Source organism: Pseudomonas sp. ADAK2 TE3594 (assembly GCF_053628675.1).
In genome coordinates, this window is sequence record NZ_JBRJGV010000001.1 from 573,551 (window position 1) to 599,961 (window position 26,411).

Below are 26,411 nucleotides of genomic sequence, written 5' to 3' on the forward strand. Positions count from 1 at the left end.
TGCAGGCGGCCACGGCACCAGAGAAAAACAGCTGACGTAGCATCAGTCTCCTGTTTCAGCGAGCGCGTTGGCGAAGCATATGAAATGAGCGTCAGGCGCTTGCTGCGGACAGCGGCAATGGATATTGCGCTGCCGGTTGGCGAAATCGGCACGTAAAAAACCGGTCGCCACTGAGATGTATTATAGCGGTCGATCCGAAGAACACTATCTCTTGAGAGTTAAAAGTAGTTCCTCGTGTGTGATTGTTTTGTTACTCGCAAACTTTTACCGGTAACTACGGTGCCGTGATGCCAGTTAAAGCGATGACTTTCTGGCGCCATTTAGCCGAACGAATAAGTACACCCATGCTTCTTTAAATCGTGACCGAAAATAACAATTGTATTGCATGGGGAGTAAAAGCGGTATGGCTCACCCTAAGCAACCATTGATTGCGATTATCGGCCCATGGTTCGATAATCGCCCAATCTTAGTGGCCGGTGGCTTGTGTGCCAGACCGGGAGCCGCTTGTAATAGTCGTTGATTCGTGTGGGAAACAACCTGATATGAACGATCAAATGCGCAATTCCTTCGCCTCAGTGGCTCCGCCGATCGTTGCCTCGCCCGCCAAGCGAATCCAGGCCCTGACCGGTGACCCGGATTTCATGACCTCCCTGGCCCGTGGTCTGGCGGTGGTGCAGGCGTTCCAGGAACGCAAGCGGCACCTGACCATTGCGCAGATCAGCCATCGCACGGAAATTCCCCGCGCCGCTGTGCGACGTTGCCTGCATACGCTGATCAAGCTCGGCTACGCCACCACCGACGGGCGCACCTATTCGCTGTTGCCCAAAGTACTGACCCTGGGCCATGCCTATTTGTCGTCGACGCCATTGGCGGTTTCTGCCCAGCCGTATCTGGACCGCATGAGCGAGCAACTGCATGAGGCCTGCAACATGGCCACGCTGGAAGGCGATGACATTTTGTACATTGCGCGCTCGGCGACCACCCAGCGGCTGATTTCCGTCGACCTCTCGGTGGGTGGGCGACTGCCGGCCTATTGCACCTCCATGGGCAGGATTCTTCTCGCCGCGCTGGACGACACGTCACTACGCGAATATCTCGACCATGCAGAGCTGCAAGCCAAGACCAGTCGCACCTTGCATACGCCCGAGGCATTGCTCGAATGCCTGCAAGAGGTACGGCAACAAGGCTGGTGCATCGTCGATCAGGAACTGGAGCAAGGCCTGCGCTCGATTGCCGTCCCGGTGTACGACGCTTCCGGGCAAGTGGTGGCGGCGTTAAACGTCAGCACCCATGCCGGCCGGGTCAGCCGCAGCGAGCTGGAACAGCGTTTCCTGCCCGGTCTGCTAAGCGCCAGTCGTGATCTGAGCGCGCAACTCTTTGCCTAAGCTGTTCGATAAACGCACAGAGTCGCGTTTATCGAATTGACGCTCTTTCCCTTGGATCATTAATGTCGCGGCAGCGTCATCCGGCACTGTTGGCCTTCCGTCAGGCGCCGGATCACGCCCCAATAATAATGAGAAGAGGCATTGTCATGCGCACGTTTCCCGACTGTCGCCGTTCCCACCGGTTTAGCTGCCGAAACCGGATCGCCTGATCCCGACCTCCTTTTCTTGTGACAGCGTCAGCCCCGGCTGGCACCTGTTCGACTGCGTTCTTTGCGTGGAATAAAAATAATGAACCAGCCTCAGTCTGCTGTAGGAAACTGCCTCGACGTGCAGTCCTTCATCAACGCTCAACCCATTTCGCGCTACCAATGGCGGGTGGTGATTCTATGTTTCCTGATTGTCTTCCTCGATGGCCTCGACACCGCAGCCATGGGGTTTATTGCGCCGGCACTGTCCCAGGACTGGGGCATTGATCGCGCCAGTCTCGGCCCGGTGATGAGCGCGGCGTTGATCGGCATGGTCTTCGGCGCCTTGGGTTCCGGCCCATTGGCTGACCGCTTCGGGCGAAAAGTCGTACTGGTGGGCGCGGTGTTGTTGTTCGGCGCTTTCAGCCTGGCCTCGGCCTACAGCACTAACGTTGATCAACTGCTGGTACTGCGTTTCCTCACCGGCCTGGGCCTGGGCGCCGGTATGCCGAACGCTACCACGCTGCTGTCCGAATACACCCCGGAGCGCAAGAAGTCCCTGCTGGTGACCAGCATGTTCTGCGGCTTCAACCTCGGCATGGCCGGTGGCGGGTTCATCTCGGCCAAACTGATACCGGCCTTCGGCTGGCACAGTCTGTTGCTGATCGGCGGGGTTCTGCCGCTGATCCTCGCCGTCGTCTTGCTGTTCTGGTTGCCGGAATCGGCGCGCTATCTGGTGGTGCGCAATCGCGGCACGGACAAAGTGTGCAAGGCCTTGGCGCCGATCGACCCGACGGTGGTGGCCCAGGCTTCGAGCTTCAGCGTGCCGGAACAGAAAACCGTGAAGGCGCGCAATGTGTTTGCGGTGATCTTCTCCGGCACTTACAGCACCGGCACGTTGTTGCTGTGGCTGACGTACTTCATGGGCCTGGTGATCGTTTACCTGCTGACCAGCTGGCTGCCGACGCTGATGCGTGATAGCGGAGCGAGCATGGAGCAGGCGGCATTCATTGGTGCGCTGTTCCAGTTCGGTGGGGTATTGAGCGCGGTGGGCGTGGGCTGGGCGATGGACCGGTTCAATCCGCACAAGGTCATCGGCATTTTCTACTTGTTCGCTGGGGTGTTTGCCTACGCGGTAGGGCAGAGCCTGGGCAACATCACATTGCTGGCGACCCTGGTGCTGGTGGCCGGGATGTGCGTCAACGGCGCGCAATCGGCGATGCCGTCGCTGGCGGCGCGGTTTTACCCGACTCAAGGGCGGGCGACCGGTGTGTCGTGGATGCTCGGGATTGGCCGCTTCGGCGCGATCCTCGGTGCGTGGATGGGCGCAACCTTGCTGGGCCTGGGCTGGAATTTCGAACAGGTGCTGACGGCGCTGGTGATTCCGGCTGCGTTGGCGACCACGGCGGTGGTGATCAAGGGCATGGTCAGCCATGCGGATGCGACCTGAGGACAGGTTTCAGATTCTTCAGCGAGTCTGATGGCCTCTTCGCGGGCAAGCCTCGCTCCTACAAGGATTGCGCATCAACCCGTAGGAGCGAGGCTTGCCCGCGAAGCTTTTCAGGATAGATAGCCAGACAACAATCTGTTCGATAAACGAACGCTCAGTCGATTATCGGATTGTTTGGGTTTTTCCAGGGGCTTAATCTTCAGTCATTCCGGCGCTGAACCTCGCGCCTTTTTCTACCACTGTCGGTTCATAACAAAACGGGAGCCTGCCCCATGGCTGAAATCCTTTCGCTGCATGACGCGGTAAAGCAGTTCGTCAACGACGGCGATACCGTCGCGCTCGAAGGCTTTACTCACCTGATTCCTACGGCGGCGGGTCACGAGATCATCCGTCAGGGCAAGAAAGATCTGACCCTGGTGCGGATGACGCCCGACTTGATCTACGACCAGTTGATCGGTGCCGGTTGTGCTCGCAAGCTGATTTTCTCCTGGGGCGGTAACCCAGGCGTGGGTTCGCTGCACCGTCTGCGTGACGCGGTCGAAAGGCAGTGGCCACATGCCCTGGAAATCGAAGAACACAGCCACGCCGACCTGGCCAATGCCTACGTCGCGGGCGCTTCGGGCTTACCGTTCGCGGTGCTGCGTGCCTACGCCGGTTCCGACCTGCCAAAGGTCAACCCGCTGATCAAGACCGTCACGTGCCCGTTCACCGGCGAAGTGCTGGCGGCGGTGCCATCGGTGCGCCCGGACATCACCGTGATTCACGCGCAGAAAGCCGACCGCAAAGGCAACGTGCTGCTCTGGGGCATTCTCGGCGTGCAGAAAGAAGCGGCGCTGGCCGCCAAGCGCTGCATTGTCACCGTCGAAGAAATCGTCGACGACCTCAATGCTCCGATGAACGCTTGCGTGCTGCCGACCTGGGCCTTGAGCGCGGTCTGCCATGTACCGGGTGGTGCGCATCCGTCCTACGCCCACGGTTACACCGAGCGTGACAACCGCTTCTATCAAGCCTGGGACCCGATTGCCCGCGACCGTGAAACCTTCACCGCGTGGATCAACGAGTACATCCACGGTTGCGCTGACTTCAGTGAGTTCCAGGCCAAGCTGGCCGCTGCTTCGGAGGCCAAGTAATGACTTACACCACCAATGAAATGATGACCGTCGCCGCCGCCCGCCGTCTGAAAAACGGTTCGGTATGCTTCGTCGGCATCGGCCTGCCGTCGAAAGCCGCCAACCTGGCACGTCTGACTTCCTCGCCAGACGTAGTCCTGATCTACGAATCGGGTCCGATCGGTGCCAAGCCGAGCGTATTGCCGCTGTCGATCGGTGACGGTGAGCTGGCGGAAACCGCCGACACCGTCGTCCCGACCGGTGAGATTTTTCGCTATTGGTTGCAGGGCGGGCGCATTGACGTCGGTTTTCTCGGCGCCGCGCAAGTCGACCGCTTCGGCAACATCAACACCACGGTGGTGGGCGACTACCATCAGCCGAAAGTTCGCCTGCCGGGTGCCGGTGGCGCGCCGGAGATCGCCGGTTCCGCCAAGAGCGTACTGATCATCCTCAAGCAATCGGCGCGCTCCTTTGTCGATAAACTCGACTTCATCACCTCGGTCGGCCATGGCGAGGGCGGTGATTCACGCAAGCGTCTCGGCCTGCCGGGCGCCGGTCCTGTCGGCATCATTACCGACCTGTGCATCATGGAGCCCGAAGCGAACACCCATGAATTCGTGGTGACTGCGCTGCACCCAGGCGTGACTCGCGAGCAAGTGATTGCCGCCACCGGTTGGGCGATTCGTTTTGCCGATCAGGTGGAAAACACCGCCGAGCCAACCGATGTCGAGCTGACCGCACTGCGCGATCTGGAAGCCCGCACCGCTGCGGCCCACGGCCAAGCACCCGGAGAAGCCTGATGCGTGACGTTTATATCTGTGACGCCATTCGCACCCCCATCGGCCGTTTCGGCGGCGGCCTGTCGACGGTTCGCGCCGATGACCTGGCCGCCGTGCCGATCAAGGCGCTGATGGCGCGCAACCCGTCGGTGGACTGGAGCGCGGTGGACGAAGTATTCCTCGGTTGCGCCAACCAGGCCGGCGAAGACAACCGTAACGTGGCACGCATGGCGTTGCTGCTGGCGGGGCTGCCGGAAACCATTCCCGGCGTTACCCTCAATCGTTTGTGCGCTTCGGGCATGGATGCGATCGGCACCGCGTTCCGGGCCATCGCCAGCGGCGAGATGGAGCTGGCGATTGCCGGCGGCGTCGAGTCGATGTCTCGCGCACCGTTCGTGATGGGCAAGGCTGATGCGGCGTTCTCGCGCAACATGAAGCTGGAAGACACCACCATCGGCTGGCGTTTCATCAACCCGTTGATGAAAGCCCAGTACGGTGTGGATGCGATGCCGCAGACCGCTGATAACGTGGCCGACGATTACCAGGTTTCCCGCGCCGATCAGGATGCGTTCGCCCTGCGCAGTCAGCAGCGCACGGCCGCCGCGCAGGCAGCAGGATTTTTCGCCGAAGAAATCGTCGAAGTGCGCATTGCCCACAAGAAGGGTGAAAGCGTTGTCACGCAGGACGAGCATCCTCGTGCTGATACGACACTGGAAACCCTGGCCAAACTCAAACCGGTCAACGGTCCGGACAAAACCGTTACCGCCGGCAACGCTTCTGGCGTGAACGACGGTGCGGCGGCGCTGATCCTGGCTTCGGCCGAAGCAGTGAAAAAACACGGTCTGACTGCCCGCGCGAAAGTGTTGGGCATGTCCAGCGCCGGCGTTGCACCGCGGGTGATGGGCATCGGCCCGGTGCCGGCGGTGCGTAAATTGACCGAGCGCCTGGGCCTGGCAGTCAGCGATTTCGACGTGATCGAACTCAACGAAGCCTTCGCCAGCCAGGGCTTGGCCGTGCTGCGTGAACTGGGCTTGGCGGATGACGCGGCTCAGGTCAACCCGAACGGTGGCGCCATTGCCTTGGGCCATCCGCTGGGCATGAGCGGTGCACGCTTGGTATTGACCGCGCTGCATCAGCTGGAAAAAACCGGTGGCAAGAAAGGTCTGGCGACCATGTGCGTCGGTGTCGGCCAGGGGCTGGCCTTGGCGATCGAACGGGTCTGACACGCTTGGCTGCGAATAAAGCGTCGACTAATAAGAACAGAGGAAAGCGTAATGACTGACAAGCCTGGTTACCGTCGCCCGCAGGCGGGCACTCAGCCGGAATACCTGCACCCTCCTTATCAATCCACCAACCTTCGCTCGCCGTCCAAGCCGTTGGTGTTTTTGCCTCATTCGCTGTCGGAAATCACCGGGCCGACCATCGGCGCCGAGCGCATCGAGGAGCAGGACAACGACCTGACCGCGCAGCACGAGGGCGAACCGCTGGGTGAACGGATCATCATTCATGGCCGTGTGCTGGATGAAAACGGTCTGCCAGTGCCGGGGATTCTGGTGGAGATCTGGCAGGCTAACGCCGCCGGTCGCTACAACCATGCGCGCGACCTGCACGACGCGCCGCTGGACCCGAACTTCACCGGCACCGGCCGCACCGTGACCGACGCCGATGGCTGGTATCAGTTCCAGACCATCAAGCCTGGTGCCTATCCGTGGGGTAACCATCACAACGCCTGGCGCCCGGCGCACATCCATTTCTCACTGTTCGGGCCGAGCATCCTGACGCGTCTGGTGACCCAGATGTATTTCCCGGGCGACCCGTTGCTGGCCTACGACCCGATCTACAACTGCGTGCCGGATACCAGCGCCAAAGAGCGCCTGATCGCCAGTTTCGACCTGGAAAAAACCATCCCTTCCTACGCCCTCGGTTATCGCTGGGACATCGTCTTGCGCGGCCGCGATGCCACGCCGATGGAGAAATAAGATGACGCTGAACGCGACCACGTCCCACACCGTCGGGCCGTATTACCACATCGGCCTGACCTGGCTGAACCGTGAAGACCTGACCGTTGCACAGACCCTCGGCGAGCGCGTGGCGATCACCGGGCAAGTCGTCGATGGCAACGGCGACTTCGTCAACGACGCGATGCTCGAAGTCTGGCAGGCCAACGCTGCCGGCAAGTACGACCACCCCGAAGACGATCAGGACAAACCCCTGGACCCGAACTTCGAAGGGTTTGGCCGGGTGCCGGTGGATGCAGAAGGGCGCTTCCGGTTTACCACGATCAAACCGGGCACAGTGGAAGGCCTGAAGGGCACGACCCAGGCGCCGCATTTGGTGGTGCTGGTGTTTGCTCGCGGGTTGGTGAAGCACTTGCTGACGCGGATTTACTTCGATGGCGAACCGGCGAATGTGGCGGATCCGCTGCTGGAATGCGTGCCTGCTGAACGCCGTAGTACCTTGCTGGCGAAGCAGGACGCTGCGGGTGTTTATCAGTGGAATGTGATTTTGCAGGGGACGGATGCGGAGACGGTGTTTTTTGATTATTGATTGAGCGCCGCAAGACCTGTGGGAGCGGGCTTGCTCGCGATGACTGAGTCACATCCAGCATCAATGGTGACTGACCCAACGCTATCGCGGGCAAGCCCGCTCCCACAGGGATTCGTGTCGCTAATGCATTTGCGGAACGGGATTGTTGCAAAGTGTGTCTAGACTCTCACGGTCCCCAAAAGAGTGAAGAACGATGACAACCCTCACAGCTCTCTACACCAGTGAAGAACGCAACAAAAGGATCTTTGCGATTGTCGGCGCCTCGTCCGGCAACCTGGTTGAATGGTTCGACTTTTACGTCTACGCCTTCTGCGCAATCTATTTCGCCCCGGCGTTTTTCCCGTCCGACAACCCCACGGTGCAGCTGGTAAACACGGCGGGCGTATTCGCTGCCGGGTTTCTGATGCGGCCTATCGGTGGCTGGATCTTCGGTCGGGTGGCGGACAAACACGGGCGCAAGAATTCGATGTTGATCTCGATTCTGATGATGTGCTTCGGTTCGTTGCTCATCGCCTGCCTGCCGACCTACAACAGCATCGGGGTCTGGGCGCCGATCATGCTGTTGTTCGCGCGCTTGCTGCAGGGCTTGTCGGTGGGCGGTGAGTACGGCACCACCGCGACCTACATGAGTGAAGTCGCCCTCAAGGGCCAGCGCGGTTTCTTTGCCTCATTCCAGTATGTGACGTTGATTGGCGGGCAGTTGCTGGCGGTGTCGCTGGTAGTGATCCTGCAGCAGTTTCTCAGCGAGGATGAATTGCGTGCCTATGGCTGGCGAATTCCGTTCGTGGTCGGTGCGGCTGCGGCATTGATTTCGTTGTTCCTGCGTCGTGCGCTCAAGGAAACCACCAGCAAGGAAATGCGCGAAAACAAGGACGCCGGTAGCATCCGTGCGCTGTTCCGCGATCACAAGGCTGCGTTCATCACCGTGCTGGGTTACACCGCCGGCGGTTCGCTGATTTTCTACACCTTTACCACGTATATGCAGAAGTACCTGGTGAATACCGCCGGCATGCACGCCAAGACCGCGAGCTACATCATGACCGGCGCGCTGTTCCTTTATATGTGCATGCAACCGTTCTTCGGCATGCTCGCCGACAAGATCGGCCGGCGTAATTCGATGCTGTGGTTCGGCGCCCTCGGGACGTTGTGCACCGTACCGATCCTGTTGAGCCTGAAAAGTGTCAGCAGCCCGTTCCTGGCCTTTGTCCTGATTACCCTGGCGCTGGCGATCGTGAGTTTCTACACCTCGATCAGCGGTCTGGTGAAAGCCGAAATGTTCCCGCCAGAGGTACGCGCCTTGGGCGTCGGCCTGGCGTATGCGGTGGCCAATGCAATCTTCGGCGGTTCGGCGGAGTATGTGGCGCTGAGCCTTAAAGCCGGCGGCATGGAAAACTCGTTCTACTGGTACGTGACGGTGATGATGGCGGTCGCGTTCCTGTTCAGCCTGCGTCTGCCGAAACAGGCGAAGTATTTGCAAAACGACCTTTGATCTTTACGCGGGGGCCTGACCGGCCCTCGCCTGCAAGGACTGTTTATGAATCAGCGACCGGGCAATCAATTGTTCGATGCCTATTTCACGGCACGCGACATGCGTGAGGTGTTCTGCGATCAGGGCCGGGTTCAGGCCATGCTTGATTTCGAAGCGGCCCTGGCCCGGGCCGAGGCACGGGTTGGGCTGATTCCGCAGACGCCTGTCGCGTCTATCGAAGCGGCATGTCGGGCGGAGCATTACGACTTCGCCGCGCTTGGTGAGGCCATTGCCACGGCGGGGAATTCGGCGATTCCACTGGTCAAGGCGTTGGGCAAGCAGATCGCCAAGAACGATGCCGAAGCCGAGCGTTACGTGCATCTGGGCGCGACCAGCCAGGATGTAATGGACACTGGCCTGGTGCTGCAACTGCGCCGCGCGCTGGAATTGATCGAAGCCGATCTGATGCAGCTGGGGGAAACCCTCGCGACCCAGGCCTGGCGTTACGTCGCCACGCCAATGGCCGGGCGCACCTGGTTGCAACACGCGACGCCCGTAACCCTCGGCATGAAGATCGCCGGTTGGCTGGGGGCGGTGACGCGCAGCCGTCAGCGTCTGCTGGAACTCAAACCGCGTCTGTTGGTGCTGCAATTCGGCGGCGCCTCCGGCACCCTCGCGGCCCTCGGCGAGCAGGCGATGCCGATTGCCGAAGCCTTGGCCGCGGAACTGCAACTGACCTTGCCGGATCAACCCTGGCACACCCAGCGTGATCGTCTGGTGGAGTTCGGCGCGGTGCTTGGATTGATCGCCGGTAGCCTCGGCAAACTCGGCCGCGACATCAGCCTGTTGATGCAGACCGAAGCTGGCGAAGTGTTTGAACCGTCGGCGCCGGGCAAGGGCGGTTCTTCGACCATGCCGCACAAGCGCAATCCGGTGGGCGCAGCGGTGCTGATTGGCGCGGCGACGCGGGTGCCGGGGTTGCTCTCGACCTTGTTCAGCGCGATGCCGCAGGAACATGAACGCAGCCTGGGCCTGTGGCATGCCGAATGGGAAACCCTGCCGGAGATCTGCTGTTTGGTGTCAGGCAGCTTGCAGCAAGCGCTGTTGGTGGCCGACGGACTGGAAGTGGATGCCGACCGAATGACGCGCAACCTCGACCTGACCCAGGGTCTGGTGCTGGCCGAAGCCGTGAGCATCGTGCTGGCGCAACGGGTCGGTCGCGACACCGCGCACCATCTGCTGGAGCAATGCTGCAAGCGCGCAGTGGCCGAGCAACGTCATCTGCGCGCGGTACTCGGTGACGAGCCGCAGGTGACTGCCGAGCTGTCGGACGCTGAACTCGATCGTCTGCTGGACCCCGCCCATTACCTCGGTCAGGCCCATACCTGGGTCGAGCGAGCAGTGGCTGAACATTTTGCGTTGATTGCCTGAAGGAGACTGCTGTGGCATTTGTACAACTCGCCGAGGGCGAACTGCACTACCAAATTCAAGGGCCGCAACTCAATGGACCGACGGATGCGCCGGTGCTGGTGCTGTCCAACTCACTGGGCACCGACCTGCACATGTGGGACGCGCAGATCCCGGCGTTCACCGAGCATTTTCGCGTGCTGCGTTTCGATACCCGTGGTCACGGCCAATCGTTGGTGACGCCGGGGCCATACAGCATCGAGCAACTGGGCCGCGACGTGCTGGCGCTGCTGGATGCCTTGCACATCGAACGCGCGCATTTCTGTGGTTTGTCCATGGGCGGGTTGATCGGCCAGTGGCTGGGGATCAATGCCAGTCAGCGACTGAACAAACTGATTGTGTGCAACACCGCGGCGAAAATCGGCGATCCGTCGGTGTGGAATCCACGGATCGAAACTGTACTGCGTGACGGCACGGCGGCTATGGTTGCCCTGCGCGATGCGTCGATTGCGCGCTGGTTCACCACGGATTTTGCCGAGGCCAATCCGGCGGCGGCGAAGCAGATTACCGACATGCTCGCGGCCACGTCGCCTGAAGGTTACGCGGCCAATTGCGCGGCGGTGCGCGATGCCGATTTCCGTGATCAGCTGTCGTCGATTCAGGTGCCGTTGCTGGTGATTTCCGGCAGCGAAGATGCGGTGACGCCGCCGTCCGGCGGGCATTTCATTCAGGCGCACGTGCGTGGCGCCGAGTATGCGGAGTTCTACGCCGCGCACCTGTCCAACGTCCAGGCCGGCGCTGCGTTCAGCGACCGAGTACTGGCGTTTTTGTCAGCTCATTGAGGGGATTGTTGTGGACGAGAAACAACGTTACGACGAGGGCCTGAACGTCCGTCGCGCAGTACTTGGCGACGCCCATGTCGACCGCAGCCTGAACGCGCTGACCGAGTTCAACTCGGAGTTCCAGGAGATGATCACCCGCCACGCCTGGGGCGACATCTGGACCCGCCCGGGCCTGCCGCGCCACACCCGCAGCCTGATCACCATCGCCATGCTGATCGGTATGAACCGCAACGAAGAACTCAAACTGCACCTGCGCGCCGCCGCCAACAACGGCGTGACCCGTGGCGAGATCAAGGAAGTGATCATGCAGAGTGCGATCTACTGTGGCATCCCGGCGGCCAATGCGACCTTCCACCTGGCCGAGTCGGTGTGGGATGAGTTGGGGGTTGAATCGAGGGAGTGATTCGCGAAAGTTGTATTGCCTGAGCGGACGCCTTCGCGGGCAAGCCTCGCTCCCACAGGTGTGTGGTGTGACGCTAATTTTGTGTTCACCGAGGATTCCTGTGGGAGCCGGGCTTGCCCGCGATGGCGGCAGTACATTCAATATGGATGTGTCTGAAAGATTGCCATCGCGAGCAGGCTCGCTCCCACAGGTGTGTGGTGTGACGCTAATTTTGTGTTCACCGAGGATTCCTGTGGGAGCCGGGCTTGCCCGCGATGGCGGCAGTACATTCAATATGGATGTGACTGAAAGATTGCTATCGCGGGCAAGCCCTCTCCCACAGGTGTGCGGCGTGACCGCAAGCTTTGTGTTCGCCGAAGCTCTCTGTGGGAGCCGGGCTTGCCCGCGATGGCGGCAGTACATTCAATATGGATGTGACTGAAAAATTGCTATCGCGGGCAAGCCCTCTCCCACAGGTGTGCGGCGTGACCGCAAGTTTTGTGTTCACCGAAGCTCTCTGTGGGAGCCGGGCTTGCCCGCGATGGCGGCAGTACATTCAATATGGATGTGTCTGAACGATTGCCATCGCGGGCAAGCCCGCTCCCACAGGTGTGTGGTGTGACGCTAATTTTGTGTTCACCGAGGATTCCTGTGGGAGCCGGGCTTGCCCGCGATGGCGGCAGTACATTCAATATGGATGTGACTGAAAGTTTGCCTTCGCGAGCAGGCTCGCTCCCACAGGTGTGCGGCGTGACCGCAAGTTTTGTGTTCACCGAGGATTCCTGTGGGAGCCGGGCTTGCCCGCGATGGCGGCAGTACATTCAATATGGATGTGACTGAAAGTTTGCTATCGCGGGCAAGCCCTCTCCCACAGGTGTGCGGCGTGACCGCAAGCTTTGTGTTCGCCGAAGCTCTCTGTGGGAGCCGGGCTTGCCCGCGATGGCGGCAGTACATTCATATGGATGTGACTGAAAAATTGCTATCGCGGGCAAGCCCTCTCCCACAGGTGTGCGGCGTGACCGCAAGTTTTGTGTTCGCCGAGGATTCCTGTGGGAGCGAGCCTGCTCGCGATGGCGGTAGTGGGTTTTACAACAAACTGATCGGATAGCTGACGATCAAGCGGTTCTCGTCGAACTCGTTGTTGCTGAAGTCGCGGCGGATGGTCGAGTTGCGCCATCTGACATTGAGATCCTTGAGCGTGCCGCTCTGCACGGTGTAACCCAGTTCGCTTTCGCGGCCCCATTCCTTGCCATCGCTGGTGGTGGCGGTGTGTACGTTGTCGCCGCTGATGTAGCGGTTCATCAACGTCAGGCCCGGCACGCCAAGGGCGGCGAAGTTGTAGTCGTGGCGCAATTGCCAGGATTTTTCCTTCGCGTTGTCATAGCTGGCGTTGTAGCTGTCGTTGGCCAAGGTGCCGCCGCTGGTGCCGTTGACCCGCATCCAGGCACTGTCACCGGTGAGTTTTTGCAGGCCGACGTAGAAGGTGTTGCCGCCGTATTTGGCCGAGAACAGGCCCGACCAAGTCTTGTTGTCCAGCTCGCCGGCCCGGGCACTGCCGTCATCCTTGCCGTAGAAGAACCCCAAATTGGCGCCGAATGTCCAGTCGCCCAGCGGTTGGGTGTGGATCAGGTTGACGTATTGCTGGCTGTAGATGTCCTTGAGTTCAGCGTTCCACAGGCCGATCTGAGTGCGTTTGCCGTTGAAGGCATATTCACCGCCCTGGAAGTTGAAGCGGTCTGAGGTGAACGCGGCTTTGCCGGTCATCGACATGTCATTCATGCTGCTGTCATCGCGCGGGCTGTTGGCGCGGAACTGGCCGCCGTAGAGTGTCAGGCCGTCGATTTCCTTCGAGGTGATCTGGCCGCCACGAAAGGTTTGCGGCAGCGAGCGACCATCGTCCGAACGCAGGATCGGCAGCACCGGCATCCATTCGCCGACCTTCACTTCGGTCTGGGACAGCTTGGCCTTGAACGCCACATTGGTCCGACCGAAGTTATCCGCCGGGCGACCATCGTGATCCAGCGGCAACAACTGCGTACCGCCGGTGCCTTTGCCGCCGTCGAGCTTGACCGAATACAAACCCAGCACGTCCATGCCGAACCCGACGGTGCCTTGGGTGAACCCGGACTTGGCGTCGAGGATGAAACTTTGCGTCCACTCTTCAGCCTTGCCCTGGGTTTTGGTCGGGTTGGTGAAGTTACGGTTGATGTAGAAGTTGCGCAGGTTCAGGTTGACTTTGGCGCCTTCGACAAAACCGGCTTCCTCGGCCATGGCGGGCAGGGCCGCGCCGGTCAGTGCGATGGCGATCAGGCCGGGAAAGAAATACTGCGCGGTGGAGGAGGTCATGGGCTCGGGTCTCTCTAATTATCAGGGATGAAGCAGTACGCAGCCGCAACCAGAGGTCGCAGACAAAAAATCGGAATCGGATAAACGAGCGGGGCTCAGCCAGAGCGGGTGGGGCGCGTAGTCATGGTGTCGGACCTGTTGTTATTGGTTTATGCAGGTGCGGGCAATGGTGCGAGGGATGGGCGGGGCGATTCAATTGGCTGAACGGGGTTTTGGGCGATTAACGAACACTTATCGATGCCTGTCGGGTCATGGAGGCACCAGGCATTCTTAATCAAATCCCATGGTTATCCGGGTCAATAATGGTTGTCTTGTTTTGTGTTCTATTAATGGCGTTTTGTTGATGTTAGGTGGAAGTGCTTATTGCTTTAGTTGTAAGAGGTTTCTTACAGTGTTTGCTGTGATTAATAGGTATATCGATAATCGCCAGTTAAACTTAAAAATTGGTATTGTTGCTTATCGTGAAAAGATTTAAAGAGAGGGGTGGTGTGGCTGGCAAAGAAAAGAGGCCTTGCTATATTCAAATCTCTCAGGGCGGGCAAGGGAAATTTTATGCATCGTCAGGAGTACATTTTTGTCATGCCGAAATAACAAGGAGAAACACCATGCCCTCAAGAGTTAATCAGGAGCGTCTCGCTACGGTCGTAGGTCGCGCCCTTATCGATAAAGACTTTGCCGCAAAACTGCATGCAGATGCCGAGGCTGCTGCAAAAGGAATTGGTGTGCACTTAAGTGCTACTGAACTTACTGCCGTCAAAAATATTGATACTGTAAAGCTGGGGACTGCCGGCGCGGGTATTCGCGACAAACTTGGAACTGCTGCGATATTTGACCAGCAGCAACAGATACAAGCACGAATGGATTAAAAGTCCTGATGCCGTTTGGCGTGCCACGCAAAGCCGGTCGATTTGCGCGGTACGCCAAATGGCTCGATTCAATACCAGGACGCAAAGTGGTCGAACAGGGAGTGAATGGCCCATGCCTGTCACCTTGGCTCCAATGGACAATGCGGACTACGTGACTTTCGCCGAAAGAGCCGTTACCGAATATGGCCAAGGCATGGTCGCCTCGGGTGAATGGGACCAGGAAGAGGCATCACAAAAGTCCAGGAACGTCTTCGAGCAGTTGTTGCCGCAAGGGCGACTGTCTGAAAACAATCAACTCTGGGTGATCAAGGACAAGGATCGGCGCGTCGGTGAATTATGGATCACCCAACGACACGCCGGTAACCGGCCGATCGCTTTTATTCTGGATATATACATTGAGCCCGGTGAGCGCCGTCAGGGATATGCCAGGCAATCAATGCTGGCCGTCGAGTCATGGGCGCGCCAGGCCGGGTGCGAGGAAGTGCGGTTGCATGTCTTTGGTCGCAACGATGCGGCTCGTCGTCTTTATGAACAACTCGGTTATGACATCGCCAGTCTGACGATGGCAAAGTCGTTGCCGCCTGCCTAAGGGAAGGTTGAAAAAATGGATATAGGGAACCGTGGGCAACGTGAGCTATCCGTCGAGGATTTATTCCAGGGCACGACATTTCTCCCGGATACGGAGCCTTCACGATTTGAAGTGTTGCAGCAGCGTGTCAGTCGAAATCGCTATACAACCTTTACGGTGCTGTATGCCGAACTTTTTAAACTGTTTCCCGATGCACCGCATCTGGCGGAATTTTTTGAGCAGGCGGTGAACCTTATATTGCTCCCGCCCCCGGAGCAGCATTCAATTATCAATGACCCGGTGTTTCAAGTGTGGAGTGCGTTGGTGTTTAAATATGCCAACCTGGTATTGACCAAAAAAGCTGAAGAGACGGCCGAGTTGGAAAAGTTTCTGGTCGAGTTTCCCGATGTGCTGGCGCGGGTGAAAGCAAAGGACAAATCTCGCTCGGCCTATGATTGCCCGCCAGTGTATCGATTCGATGCCGACCCGCTGATCATGCTGGCGACCCCGCCCAGTTACGAGTTTCCGGAAGATGAAGTGACCCGCAAAAAGTTGGAGCGCAGTGGCTACTCCGTGCATTTCTTTGGTGATGTCGTGAATATTGCCTTGTTGCGGATAGAACACACCTGGCCCGCCTGCCATGAGCAGTTTAAAAAACTGGTCAAGTCCATCTGTTATCTGCCGGATGCTTCATTCCGAAGTTGTTCGGCGTCCCGTTATACCGGGGTCATCCTGCTATCGAGCCGGGACGATTCGATACTCGACCTTGAAGAGTCCTTGGTGCATGAGGCCACTCATCAATTGCTCTACAACATTGTCGAGGTGTGCCCGGTCGTCAACGAAGAAGCCTCGCAGGAGGCGACGTTCACCTTGCCGTGGTCGGGGCAGAAACGTGATGTGTATGGCTATTTTCATGCGTTTTACGTATACGTCGCATTGGTCAAATACCTGGAGCGGGTCCGCTCGCGTTCGTCCCATGAACTGCAGCGGGCGCAAAAGCGGCTGGCGTTCATTCTGCAGGGCTTGGTCCGGGCCCTGCCGGATTTGGAAGCCAGTAGCGATTTCACCCCTCAGGGACGCCAGCTTCTGGAAAACCTGGCCCAGGAAGTCAGGGCGCTGGAGATCCATCATGCCGGGTTGTTGGCGAAAACGGCGACTGTGCCTGAACGCGCGCTGGGTGCGACTGCTTAAGCCCGGGAGGCGATCATGGCGATGTTCGATGCTTCGCAATTTCCCGAGGCAGGGGTAGGGCTGGAGTACCACTTGCCGCGACGCGGTTCTCAGGATGGCGGGTTAGAGGACGGGCTTGATCCGACCGTCGAACGGATTCTCGCTGAGGGCTTGCCGCATTTCGATTACGTCGAGTTTCAGCCGACGCACTGCATCCTGGAGCCACGCTTGCTCGACATCGGTGCTCAAACACCGAGCTTGCTGCATTCGTCCAGCTTGTCCCTGGGCAGCGTGGGGATCGCGATGGATCGCGAGTTCCTGCACATGACGCGGCGCCTGTGCGATAAAACCCGCTCGCCGTGGCTGGCCGAGCATATTTCCTGGTCGCGGTTCCACGGTGGCGACACTCAGCACTTCATTTTGCCGACCCTGGCCCAGGACGTGGCTGACACGGTAGTAGCCAATGCCATTGAATTGCAGGAGCTCACGGCAACGCTGCTGGTGCTTGAAAACGCGCCGCGGTTGTTTTCATTGCGCGACGCACAAGAGCAGCCCGAAGGTGAGTTCATCTCCCGTGTGGTGGAGCGCAGCGGCTCGGGCTTTCTGCTGGATCTCGACAGCGCGATCGCGACTGCCAGAACCCAGGGTTACGACCTGGACGACTATTTGCGCTCGTTGCCGCTGGACCGGCTTATAGAAATACACACCGGCCATCCGCGGCGTGATTGGGACATCTTGCGTCAGTTGTTTGCGTCATCCCCGGTGAAAGCGATCACTCTGGAGTGGGATATTTCCCGCAAAACCGATGACGCGGAACTGCTGATCTTGATCAAAGCCATCAAGGCCTTGAGACCCAAGGCTTTGTTCTGGCAAGGGCGCGACCAACAAGGCGCGCAAGAGACGCCGGCGGAGGGCGCGCAGACCCTGTTGAAACTGAGGGAAAGCACTTGGCTCAGCGTCGGCCCGGCGTCGTTTTTTATCCGGGATCGGCAACAGGACCTGAGTCTGGAGTTTGGTGTGGCGTTCTTGCCGTTACTGCGCCACTTCCTGAGCCCGCAGACGCTGGAGAGTGCCTTGTTGTTGCCGGGTGTTTTGCAGAGTCCCGCACAGGACGACAACCTGGCGTTCCTGAGGACGCTGGTCAGCCACGGTATTTTGCTGCCTGTCGCGAATCAATCGCAGACTGCCCCGTCCCTCAATCTTTGGACCCGCTGGGACGCGGCGCTGGAGTTTTACCTGAGCACCCGGACTGGCTCGCATACGCCCTACATCAGCGTTACCGAGCTGGAAACGGAGCTTGAGCAAAAGGCCTCGGCGCGACGCCAGCCCTCGGCATTCAAGGACTATTGGTCCCATCCGTTTATTGCCCTGGAAAACCCGCTACTGACTTCCTGCGCGATCGCTCAGCCGACGTTGCTGGACTCGCTGAGCAATCGCCGCACGTCACGAACCCTCAGTGACCAGCCGTTGAGTTCGGCGCAGCTGTCTCTGTTGCTCTACTACACCTGGGGCGCGACCGTCATGGAGCCGAACCACATGGGAGACTATTTTCTGAAGAAAACTTCGCCGGCCGGCGGTTCGCTGCAGAGTACTGAGGTGTATGCGGTGTTGATGAATGTGCAAGGTTTCGAGCGGGGCCTTTACCACTATTCGGTACGCCGTCACGGGCTTGAGTTGTTATCCCTGGAAGATCCGCGAGCCTGGATCAGCGAGGCCTGTGGCGGGCAACCGTGGATCAGGGACGCGGCGGCGGTGTTTGTTTCCACGGCGCGAGTCGAGCGGATGGCCTGGAAGTACGAATTCAGCCGCGCACTGCGGGTGGCGCTGATGGATGCCGGGCATCTGAGCCAGACCTTTTCACTGCTGGCCACCGCCCTGGAGCTGGGCTGTTTCACCACGGCGGCGTTACGCGACGAAATGTTCGAAAACCGCTTGGGACTCGATTATCTGGAGGAACCGGTGTTTCTGGTCAATGGTGTTGGCGGGTGAAATCTGTGGGAGCGTGGCTTGCTCGCGAAGAGCGATGACGCGTAACACCTGAAAAAACGCGGTGCATTCTTCGCGGGCAATGCATTGTCTTTTTCGTGCTCAACAAAAAGCCCACCAATCGGTGGGCTTCGTGTTTTTACCGCGCTATCAGAACAACTTCATCTTCGGCGCTTCTTCTTTCAACGGCTCGTTCTTCGCCGTCTGTTCATTCCAGCCACCACCCAACGCCTTGTACAGGTTGACCGCACTGGTCAGCTGCGCCAGGCGATCGGTGATCAGCGCTTGTTGGGCGCTGAACAACTGGCGCTGGGCGTCGAGGAAGGTCAGGTTGCTGTCGACACCAATGCGGTAGCGACGCTCGGCCAGACGGTAGTAGTCCTGGTTGGCGCTGACGAAATCACGCTGAGCCTGCAACTGCTCGGTGTAGGTCTGGCGTGCGGCCAGGCCATCGGCGACTTCCTGGAAGGCCGTTTGAATGGACTTCTCGTAGTTCGCCACGCCGATGTCTTTCTGGATCTTGGAGTAATCCAGACTGGCGCGCAGGCTGCCGGCGTTGAAGATCGGCAGGTTGATCTGCGGCTGGAACAACCAGGTGCCCGAACCGCCCTTGAACAGACCGGACAGGTCCGGGCTCAGGGAGCCGGCATTGGCGGTCAGGCTGATGCTCGGGAAGAACGCAGCCCGTGCCGCGCCGATGTTGGCGTTGGCAGCTTTGAGGTTGTACTCGGCCTGAAGGATGTCCGGACGGCGTTGCAGCAAGTCCGACGGCAGACCGGCCGGCACTTCGCTCAGCAGGTCGTCCGACAGTGGCTTGGCCGCTTGCAGATTGGCCGGGATACCGGTGCCGAGCAGTAACACCAGGCTGTTTTCATCCTGAGCGACCTGACGGGTGTATTTGGCCTGTTGTGCGCGGGCGTTTTCCACCGAGGTACGCGACTGGGCCAGATCCAGCGCCGAGGCTACGCCCACTTCGTTGCTGCGCGAGGTGAGCTTGTAGCTCTCCTCGAACGCACCGAGGGTTTCCTGGGTCAGTTTCAACAGCTCTTTGTCAGCCTGCCAGGTCAGGTAGGCATTGGCCACACTGGCCACCAGGCTGATCTGCGTGCTGCGGCGTGCTTCTTCTGTGGCGAAGTACTTCTGCAAGGCTTCTTCGCTCAGGCTGCGAACCCGACCGAACAGGTCGAGTTCATAGGCGCTGATGCCGACGGTGGCCGAGTAGGAACTGCTGATGGCCGCTTCACCGGTTTGCGAGGCCCGTGCCGGGACTCGCTGACGGCTGCCGCTGCCGGTGGCCGAAACGGCCGGGAACAGATCGGCACGCTGAATGCGGTACTGAGCCGCATAAGCATCGATGTTCAGCGCCGCGACGCGCAGGTCACGGTTGTTCTCCAGCGCGGTTTGAATCAGCTGTTGCAGCGCCGGGTCGTGGAAAAACTGCTTCCAGCCTTGTTCGGCGGCGGCCTGGTTAGGCGCCTGGGCCGGCGAATACGCCGGGCCTTGTGGGTATTGGCCCGCCACCGGTGCTTCAGGCTGCTGATAATCGGGTATCAGCGAGCAGCCGCTCAGCACGAAGGCGGCGACTGCGATGGAGAGTAGCGACTTGCTCATTAGCCAGCCTCTTTAGAAGGTTCAATAGCGTCATCATCTTGGTCTGCGATTTTGCGCTGACCCATGGACGACACGGTGACAAAGAACAATGGGACCCAGAAGATCGCCAGCACAGTGGCTGTGATCATACCGCCAATCACCCCGGTACCGATCGCATGTTGGCTACCCGAACCTGCGCCGGTGGAAATGGCCAGTGGAACCACACCGAGCACGAACGCGAGCGAGGTCATGATGATCGGTCGCAGACGCATCCGGCAGGCTTCGATCGCGGCATCGCGCAGGCTACGTCCTTGCTCATGCAGTTCCTTGGCGAACTCGACGATCAGAATGGCGTTTTTCGCCGCCAGACCAATCGTGGTCAACAGCCCCACCTGGAAGTACACGTCGTTGGACAGGCCACGCAGGCTGGTCGCCATCAGAGCACCAATGATCCCCAGCGGCACTACCAACATGACCGCGATCGGGATCGACCAGCTTTCATACAACGCCGCCAGACACAGGAACACCATCAGCAGCGACAAGGCGTACAACGCTGGCGCTTGCGAGCCGGACAGACGTTCTTCGTACGACAGGCCAGTCCAGGAAATACCGACACCGGCCGGCAGTTTCTTGGCCAGGGCTTCGACTTCGGCCATCGCTTCACCGGTGGAATACCCAGGAGCCGGGGCACCGAGAATTTCCATCGCTTCTACGCCGTTGTAACGCGACAGCTTCGGCGCACCGTAAATCCACTCACCCTTGGCGAACGCCGAGAACGGAACCATGGTGCCGGCGCTGTTGCGCACGTACCACTTCTTGACGTCTTCAGGGCTCATGCGTGCACCCGGCTGGCCTTGCACGTAAACCTTCTTCACCCGACCGCGGTCGATGAAGTCGTTCACATAGCTACTGCCCAAGGCAATCGACAGGGTGTTGTTGATGTCGGTGAGGGTCACGCCCAGGGCGCTGGCCTTCTCATCGTCGATTTCCAGTTGGTATTGCGGCTCGTCGTTCAAGCCGTTCGGACGGACTTGCGACAAGACCTTGCTTTGCGCCGCCATGCCGAGGAACTGGTTACGTGCCGCCATCAGCTTCTCGTGACCGATACCGGCGCGGTCCTGAAGGAACACGTCGAAACCGGTGGCGTTACCCAGTTCCAGTACCGCCGGTGGCGCGAAGGCAAACACCATGGCGTCGCGGAAGGTGAAGAAGTGCTGCTGGGCACGGGCCGCGAGGTTGAACACGCTGTTGTCAGCGTTACGTTCGTCCCACGGTCTGAGCATGATGAACGCCATACCCGAACTCTGGCCACGGCCGGCGAAGTTGAAGCCGGTCACGGTGAACACCGAGGCCACTGCGTCACCTTCACCACCTTCCTTGCTCGGACGCAGCAGGAATTCGCGCATTTCGTCCACGACCACTTGCGTGCGCTGGGAGCTGGAACCGGCCGGTGTCTGCACCTGAGCAAACAGTACACCCTGGTCTTCTTCCGGCAGGAACGCCGTTGGAATACGGGTGAACAGCCAGATCATGCCAACCACGATGATCAGGTACGCCAGCAGGTACGGAGCCTTGTGCGCGAGCATGTTGCCGACGCCGCGCTCGTAGCTTTTGACGCCACGGTCGAAGCTGCGGTTGAACCAGCCGAAGAAGCCGCGTTTCGGCGTGCCGTGCTCACCCTTTGGAATCGCTTTGAGCATGGTGGCGCAGAGCGCCGGAGTGAAGATCAACGCTACCAGCACCGACAGGGCCATGGCCGAAACGATGGTGATCGAGAACTGCTTGTAAATCACACCGGTGGAGCCACTGAAGAACGCCATCGGCAGCAGTACTGCCGACAGAACCAGGGCAATACCGACCAGCGCACCCTGGATCTGCCCCATGGATTTCTTGGTGGCCTCCTTGGGTGACAGGCCTTCTTCGCTCATGACCCGTTCGACGTTTTCCACCACGACGATGGCATCGTCCACCAGCAAGCCGATGGCCAACACCATACCGAACATGGTCAGGGTGTTAATGCTGAAACCGAACGCCGCGAGGATCCCGAACGTACCCAGCAATACCACCGGCACGGTCATCGTGGTGATGACGGTGGCGCGGAAGTTTTGCAGGAACAGGAACATCACCAGGAACACCAGCACGATCGCTTCGACCAGGGTTTCAACCACACCCTTGATCGACTCGGTCACCACCGGGGTGGTGTCGTACGGGAACACCACTTCCATCCCTTCCGGGAAGAACGGTTTCAGGTCGTCGATGGTTTTGCGCAAGGCTTTTGCAGTGTCGAGGGCGTTGGCACCGTTGGCCAGTTTTACCGCCAGACCGGAGGCCGGGCTGCCGTTGAACTGGGCGCTGACCGAGTAGTTTTCGCCGCCCAGACCGACGTCCGCAACGTCGCCGACACGCACTTGTGAGCCGTCCTTGTTGACCTTCAGCAAGATCGCCTTGAACTGCTCGGCCGTCTGCAGACGGGTCTTGCCGATGATCGTAGCGTTCAGTTGCTGGCCGGGCAGGGCCGGCAAACCGCCGAGTTGACCGGACGATACCTGGACGTTTTGCGCCGCGATGGCGGTTTTCACGTCCACCGGGGTCAGGTTGTAGTTGTTCAACTTGGCCGGGTCGAGCCAGATCCGCATCGCGTACTGGGCACCGAAGACCTGGAAGTCACCGACACCGGCGGTGCGCGAGATCGGGTCCTGCATGTTAGACACGATGTAGTTGGACAGGTCGTCCTTGGTCATGCTGCCGTCGCGCGACACCACGCCGATGACCATCAGGAAGTTCTTCACGGACTTGGTGACACGGATACCCTGTTGCTGCACTTCTTGCGGCAGCAGTGGGGTGGCCAGGTTCAGCTTGTTCTGGACCTGAACCTGCGCGGTATCGGAACTGGTGCCCTGCTCGAAGGTCGCGGTAATGGTCATGCTGCCGTCGGAGTTACTTTCCGACGAGACATAACGCAGGTTGTCGATACCATTGAGCTGTTGCTCGATCACTTGCACCACGGTGTCCTGCACGGTTTGTGCGGATGCGCCTGGGTAGGTCACCGAGATGGCAATGGCCGGAGGCGCAATGCTCGGGTATTGGTTGATCGGCAGTTTGAGGATCGATAGAGCCCCGACCAGCATAATCACCAGGGCAATCACCCAGGCGAAAATCGGACGGTCGATAAAAAATTTCGACATGGTTTACTCCCCTTTGCCGCCGACAGCTGTGTTAGCTGCCTGTGCGGGGGCCGGGCTCTTGGCGCCAACGTTAGTGGCTTCAGTGGCTTTGACTTCAACGCCAGGTCTGACGAATTGCAGCCCTTCGGTGATCACGCGATCGCCTGCCTTCAGACCATCTTCAATCAGCCATTGGCTGCCAACGGTACGGCTGGCCTTGAGCTGACGCAGTTCGACCTTGTTGTCCGGACCGACGACCAGTGCGGTCGGGGTGCCTTTGAGGTCGCGGGTCACGCCTTGTTGCGGAGCCAGAATCGCCGCGCTGTTCACGCCGGCCTGCAATTGGGCGTGAACGAACATGCCCGGCAGCAGGGTGTGATCGGGGTTGGGGAACACGGCGCGCAGGGTCACGGATCCGGTGGTCTGGTCAACCGAGACTTCCGAGAACTCAAGCTTGCCGTCCACCTTGTACCGGCTGCCATCTTCCAGGGTCAGCTTGACCGCGGCGGCGTTGTCGCCCGCTTTTTGCAGGCGACCGCTTTCCAGTTCACGGCGCAGCTCAAGCAGCTCCACCGAAGACTGGGTGACGTCGACGTAGATCGGGTCCAGTTGCTGAATGACGGCCATGGCGTCGGTCTGGCCGCTGCTGACCAGCGCGCCTTCGGTCACCGACGAACGGCCGATACGACCAGAGATCGGTGCGTAAACCTTGGTGTAGCGCACGTTGATCTGGGCGCTCTGCAGGGACGCTTCCGATTGCAGGCGGTTGGCCAGCGCAGTGTCGTATTCCTGACGGCTGACAGCCTGTTCGTCGACCAGTTGCTTGTAGCGGTCGGAGATCGACTTGGTCGAACGCAGGTTGGCTTCGGCGCTTTTCAGGGTCGCGTCATAAACCGATGGGTCGATCTGATAGAGCTGCTGACCGGCCTTGACGTCGCCGCCTTCCTTGAACAGTCGCTTGAGAATGATGCCGTTGACCTGTGGGCGAACTTCGGCGATGCGGAACGCACTGGTGCGCCCCGGAAGTTCGGACGTCAGGGTGAAGGCTTGAGGTTGCAGGGTTACGACGCCGACCTGAGGGGCTGGTGCGGCAGGTGCCGCCTCTTCCTTTTTACATCCGCTGAGCAGCGATGCCAGGGCGACGGCAGTAACCAGAGCGGTAACAGCTGGCTTGAATTGCATGAAGATCCTCGGGTCAGGCGCGCAAATTGCGCACAAGAAATGTGGAAGGTTAAAAAATTTCTGCCGGGTGGATAAGTAGCTTGCTAAGGAATATACTTACGTTCATGGTTGTTTGTAAAGGCCTTGGCGGTGTACCCATCCGGTTACAAAAGCCGTTCAAAGGTTTGAATTGTAGGCCTGATGAGACGCCCAAGAGCGCTCGCCCCACTTTTATTCAGCTGATATTCAGACATCGCTGAAGCACCCCTGATTGAGGTTTTACTGCCATGGTCCGTCGTACCAAAGAGGAAGCTCAAGAAACCCGAAGCCAGATACTCGAAGCGGCAGAAAAAGCCTTTTATGAGCGGGGCGTGGCCCGCACGACGCTGGCGGATATCGCTACCCTGGCCGGCGTGACCCGCGGTGCCATCTACTGGCATTTCAGTAACAAGGCGGACCTGGTGCAGGCGATGCTCGATACCTTGCATGAGCCGCTGGATGAAATGGCCAAGGCCAGTGAAAGCGAAGATGAACTCGATCCGCTGGGTTGCATGCGCAAACTGCTGATTCATTTGTTTCATCAAGTTGCCCTGGACCCGAAAACCCGACGCATCAACGAGATTCTGTTTCATAAGTGCGAATTCACCGATGAAATGTGCGATCTGCGCCAGCAGCGCCGAACAGCCAGTCTCGATTGCAATGTGCGAATCGCTCTGGCTCTGAGTAATGCGGTGAATCGCGGGCAGTTGCCGGAAAACCTCGACACTGCTCGCGCGGCCATCAGTCTGCATGCGTACGTCGATGGCATCCTGTATCAGTGGCTGTTGGCTCCCGACAGTTTTCAACTGCATACCGAAGCCGAGCGCTGTGTCGATACAGCGTTGGATATGCTGCGCTTGAGTCCCAGCCTGCGCAATTGAAACAAAATGCGTAATTGGATCCGTTTGTGTCAAGACTTGAAGCGGGGAATGTCCCTGCTTCGCTCGCCTTTCTGTAATGGGGTGCTTTTATATACGTACGTTTGCCAGGTTGATAGGTAGCGAGCTACGTATTTTGTAGGGATTTTGTGTCGAGTGTGTGAATGAATGTTAACCACCCGGGCTACAAAGGCGCCGAGCAGCCGATAAAGGGTATCGCGCTGATCTGCCTGGCGGTTTTGTTGTTCGCCAGTCACGACACTTTGTCCAAGTACTTGTCCGGGTTCTATCCGATCGTGATGGTGGTTTGGGCACGCTACGTGGTGCACACCTTGTTGATGCTGGTGATTTTCGTGCCACGCAGTGGTTTCTCGGTGGTAGTGCGCACCAAGCGTCCGGGTTTGCAGTTATTACGCGCCCTGTGCCTGATCGGCACCAGCCTGTTTTTCACCACCGGTCTGCGTTACATCCCCTTGGCTGAAGCCACAGCCGTCACTTTTCTTGCGCCTTTATTGGTGACCGCGTTGTCCGTACCGTTGCTGCATGAGCGGGTAACCCGTAATCAGTGGCTGGCGGTGCTGGGTGGATTTGTCGGCGTGTTGATCGTCGTGCGGCCCGGTGGTGCGCTGTTCACCCCGGCGATCTTGTTGCCACTGTGCTCGGCCTTGTGTTTTGGCTTCTATCAATTGCTCACCCGCCTGCTCAGCGGTATCGACAGCCCGACCACCAGCAACTTTCTCACCGGCATTCTCAACAGCCTGATCATGACTGCGCTGTTGCCGTTCTTCTGGAGCACGCCGACGCTGCTGCATGGCCTGTTCATGATCGGGCTGGGCACTTGCGGCATGCTCGGTCACATGTTGCTGACCCAGGCCTTCCGCCATGCGGCGCCGGCGATGCTGGCACCCTTCAGTTACGGGCAGATCCTGTTTGCCGGGATATACGGGTATTTGATCTTTGACCATACCCCGGACAGCTTTGGCGTGATCGGTATCACGGTAATTTGTCTCAGCGGTCTCGCGGTCGCCTGGGGGCAGCGCAAACGCTGACTGCGATCTTTTGATCGTCCATACGCAAAAGCCCCGGCTC

At 59.2% G+C, this 26,411-nt stretch carries 21 protein-coding genes; 17 read left to right on the plus strand and 4 right to left on the minus strand.

The features are described 5' to 3' along the window. Positions 1–542: 542 nt before the first annotated feature. From pcaR to pcaC, 11 genes are all read left to right on the plus strand, one after another. On the plus strand, positions 543–1,385 hold the full coding sequence (gene pcaR / locus AB7M22_RS02515; RefSeq protein ID WP_007903845.1) for a pca regulon transcriptional regulator PcaR: 843 nt from the start codon (positions 543–545) through the stop codon (positions 1,383–1,385). A gap of 288 nt (positions 1,386–1,673) precedes the next feature. Then, positions 1,674–3,020: an aromatic acid/H+ symport family MFS transporter gene (locus AB7M22_RS02520; protein ID WP_454185131.1), complete on the plus strand. Its 1,347-nt coding sequence runs from the start codon at positions 1,674–1,676 to the stop codon at positions 3,018–3,020. Between the two features lie 272 nt (positions 3,021–3,292). After that, on the plus strand, positions 3,293–4,150 hold the full coding sequence (locus tag AB7M22_RS02525) for a CoA transferase subunit A (RefSeq protein ID WP_007903838.1): 858 nt from the start codon (positions 3,293–3,295) through the stop codon (positions 4,148–4,150). Beyond that, positions 4,150–4,929: a CoA-transferase subunit beta gene (locus AB7M22_RS02530; protein ID WP_454185132.1), complete on the plus strand. Its 780-nt coding sequence runs from the start codon at positions 4,150–4,152 to the stop codon at positions 4,927–4,929. The genes AB7M22_RS02525 and AB7M22_RS02530 overlap by 1 nt, the downstream gene beginning before the upstream one ends. Further along, on the plus strand, positions 4,926–6,131 hold the full coding sequence (gene pcaF / locus AB7M22_RS02535; protein ID WP_454188751.1) for a 3-oxoadipyl-CoA thiolase: 1,206 nt from the start codon (positions 4,926–4,928) through the stop codon (positions 6,129–6,131). The genes AB7M22_RS02530 and pcaF overlap by 4 nt, the downstream gene beginning before the upstream one ends. Positions 6,132–6,182: 51 nt before the next feature. Next, complete coding sequence (gene pcaH / locus AB7M22_RS02540) at positions 6,183–6,887, plus strand: protocatechuate 3,4-dioxygenase subunit beta (protein WP_008005881.1); 705 nt, start codon at positions 6,183–6,185, stop codon at positions 6,885–6,887. 1 nt (position 6,888) lies between these two features. Continuing rightward, a complete protein-coding gene (gene pcaG, locus AB7M22_RS02545) occupies positions 6,889–7,455 on the plus strand; it encodes a protocatechuate 3,4-dioxygenase subunit alpha (protein WP_030132723.1) in 567 nt (188 codons plus the stop codon). A 193-nt stretch (positions 7,456–7,648) separates the two neighbouring features. Further along, on the plus strand, positions 7,649–8,944 hold the full coding sequence (locus AB7M22_RS02550) for an MFS family transporter (protein ID WP_454185133.1): 1,296 nt from the start codon (positions 7,649–7,651) through the stop codon (positions 8,942–8,944). A 45-nt stretch (positions 8,945–8,989) separates the two neighbouring features. Beyond that, positions 8,990–10,354: a 3-carboxy-cis,cis-muconate cycloisomerase gene (locus AB7M22_RS02555; protein WP_454185134.1), complete on the plus strand. Its 1,365-nt coding sequence runs from the start codon at positions 8,990–8,992 to the stop codon at positions 10,352–10,354. 11 nt (positions 10,355–10,365) lie between these two features. Continuing rightward, complete coding sequence (gene pcaD / locus AB7M22_RS02560) at positions 10,366–11,172, plus strand: 3-oxoadipate enol-lactonase (protein ID WP_454185135.1); 807 nt, start codon at positions 10,366–10,368, stop codon at positions 11,170–11,172. A gap of 10 nt (positions 11,173–11,182) precedes the next feature. After that, positions 11,183–11,575 (plus strand): 4-carboxymuconolactone decarboxylase, encoded by a 393-nt coding sequence (pcaC, locus tag AB7M22_RS02565; protein WP_008005892.1) that lies wholly within the window; start codon positions 11,183–11,185, stop codon positions 11,573–11,575. 1,065 nt (positions 11,576–12,640) lie between these two features. Here the strand turns inward: pcaC and AB7M22_RS02570 are convergent. After that, positions 12,641–13,900, minus strand: a complete 1,260-nt coding sequence (locus AB7M22_RS02570; protein WP_454185136.1) for an OprD family porin — start codon at positions 13,898–13,900, stop codon at positions 12,641–12,643. A gap of 605 nt (positions 13,901–14,505) precedes the next feature. Here AB7M22_RS02570 and AB7M22_RS02575 point away from each other — a divergent pair. From AB7M22_RS02575 to AB7M22_RS02590, 4 genes are all read left to right on the plus strand, one after another. Further along, entirely contained in the window at positions 14,506–14,766 is a 261-nt protein-coding gene (locus AB7M22_RS02575; RefSeq protein WP_007903813.1) for an Os1348 family RiPP precursor, read from the plus strand. A gap of 112 nt (positions 14,767–14,878) precedes the next feature. Then, positions 14,879–15,355 carry a GNAT family N-acetyltransferase gene (locus AB7M22_RS02580; RefSeq protein WP_454185137.1) on the plus strand — a complete coding sequence of 159 codons (477 nt, stop codon included), beginning with the start codon at positions 14,879–14,881 and terminating at the stop codon, positions 15,353–15,355. A 15-nt stretch (positions 15,356–15,370) separates the two neighbouring features. Next, positions 15,371–16,525 (plus strand): aKG-HExxH-type peptide beta-hydroxylase, encoded by a 1,155-nt coding sequence (locus AB7M22_RS02585; protein WP_454185138.1) that lies wholly within the window; start codon positions 15,371–15,373, stop codon positions 16,523–16,525. A 15-nt stretch (positions 16,526–16,540) separates the two neighbouring features. After that, entirely contained in the window at positions 16,541–18,493 is a 1,953-nt protein-coding gene (locus tag AB7M22_RS02590; protein WP_454185139.1) for a multinuclear nonheme iron-dependent oxidase, read from the plus strand. A gap of 147 nt (positions 18,494–18,640) precedes the next feature. On the opposite strand, the gene emhC is transcribed toward AB7M22_RS02590, so the two are convergent. Genes emhC through emhA form a run of 3 tightly spaced genes read right to left on the minus strand, consistent with a single transcriptional unit; the run spans position 18,641 to position 24,426 of the window. Further along, on the minus strand, positions 18,641–20,101 hold the full coding sequence (gene emhC / locus AB7M22_RS02595; RefSeq protein WP_454185140.1) for an efflux RND transporter outer membrane subunit EmhC: 1,461 nt from the start codon (positions 20,099–20,101) through the stop codon (positions 18,641–18,643). Further along, positions 20,101–23,265 (minus strand): efflux RND transporter permease subunit EmhB, encoded by a 3,165-nt coding sequence (gene emhB, locus AB7M22_RS02600; RefSeq protein ID WP_454185141.1) that lies wholly within the window; start codon positions 23,263–23,265, stop codon positions 20,101–20,103. Before emhB ends, emhC begins: the two co-directional genes overlap by 1 nt. A 3-nt stretch (positions 23,266–23,268) precedes the next feature. Then, positions 23,269–24,426 (minus strand): efflux RND transporter periplasmic adaptor subunit EmhA, encoded by a 1,158-nt coding sequence (gene emhA / locus AB7M22_RS02605; protein ID WP_454185142.1) that lies wholly within the window; start codon positions 24,424–24,426, stop codon positions 23,269–23,271. Positions 24,427–24,692: 266 nt separating this feature from the next. Here emhA and emhR point away from each other — a divergent pair, with 266 nt between their 5' ends. Next, positions 24,693–25,325 carry an efflux system transcriptional repressor EmhR gene (gene emhR / locus AB7M22_RS02610; RefSeq protein WP_454185143.1) on the plus strand — a complete coding sequence of 211 codons (633 nt, stop codon included), beginning with the start codon at positions 24,693–24,695 and terminating at the stop codon, positions 25,323–25,325. A gap of 161 nt (positions 25,326–25,486) precedes the next feature. Next, positions 25,487–26,371 (plus strand): DMT family transporter, encoded by an 885-nt coding sequence (locus AB7M22_RS02615; protein WP_427625727.1) that lies wholly within the window; start codon positions 25,487–25,489, stop codon positions 26,369–26,371. Positions 26,372–26,411 lie beyond the last annotated feature (40 nt).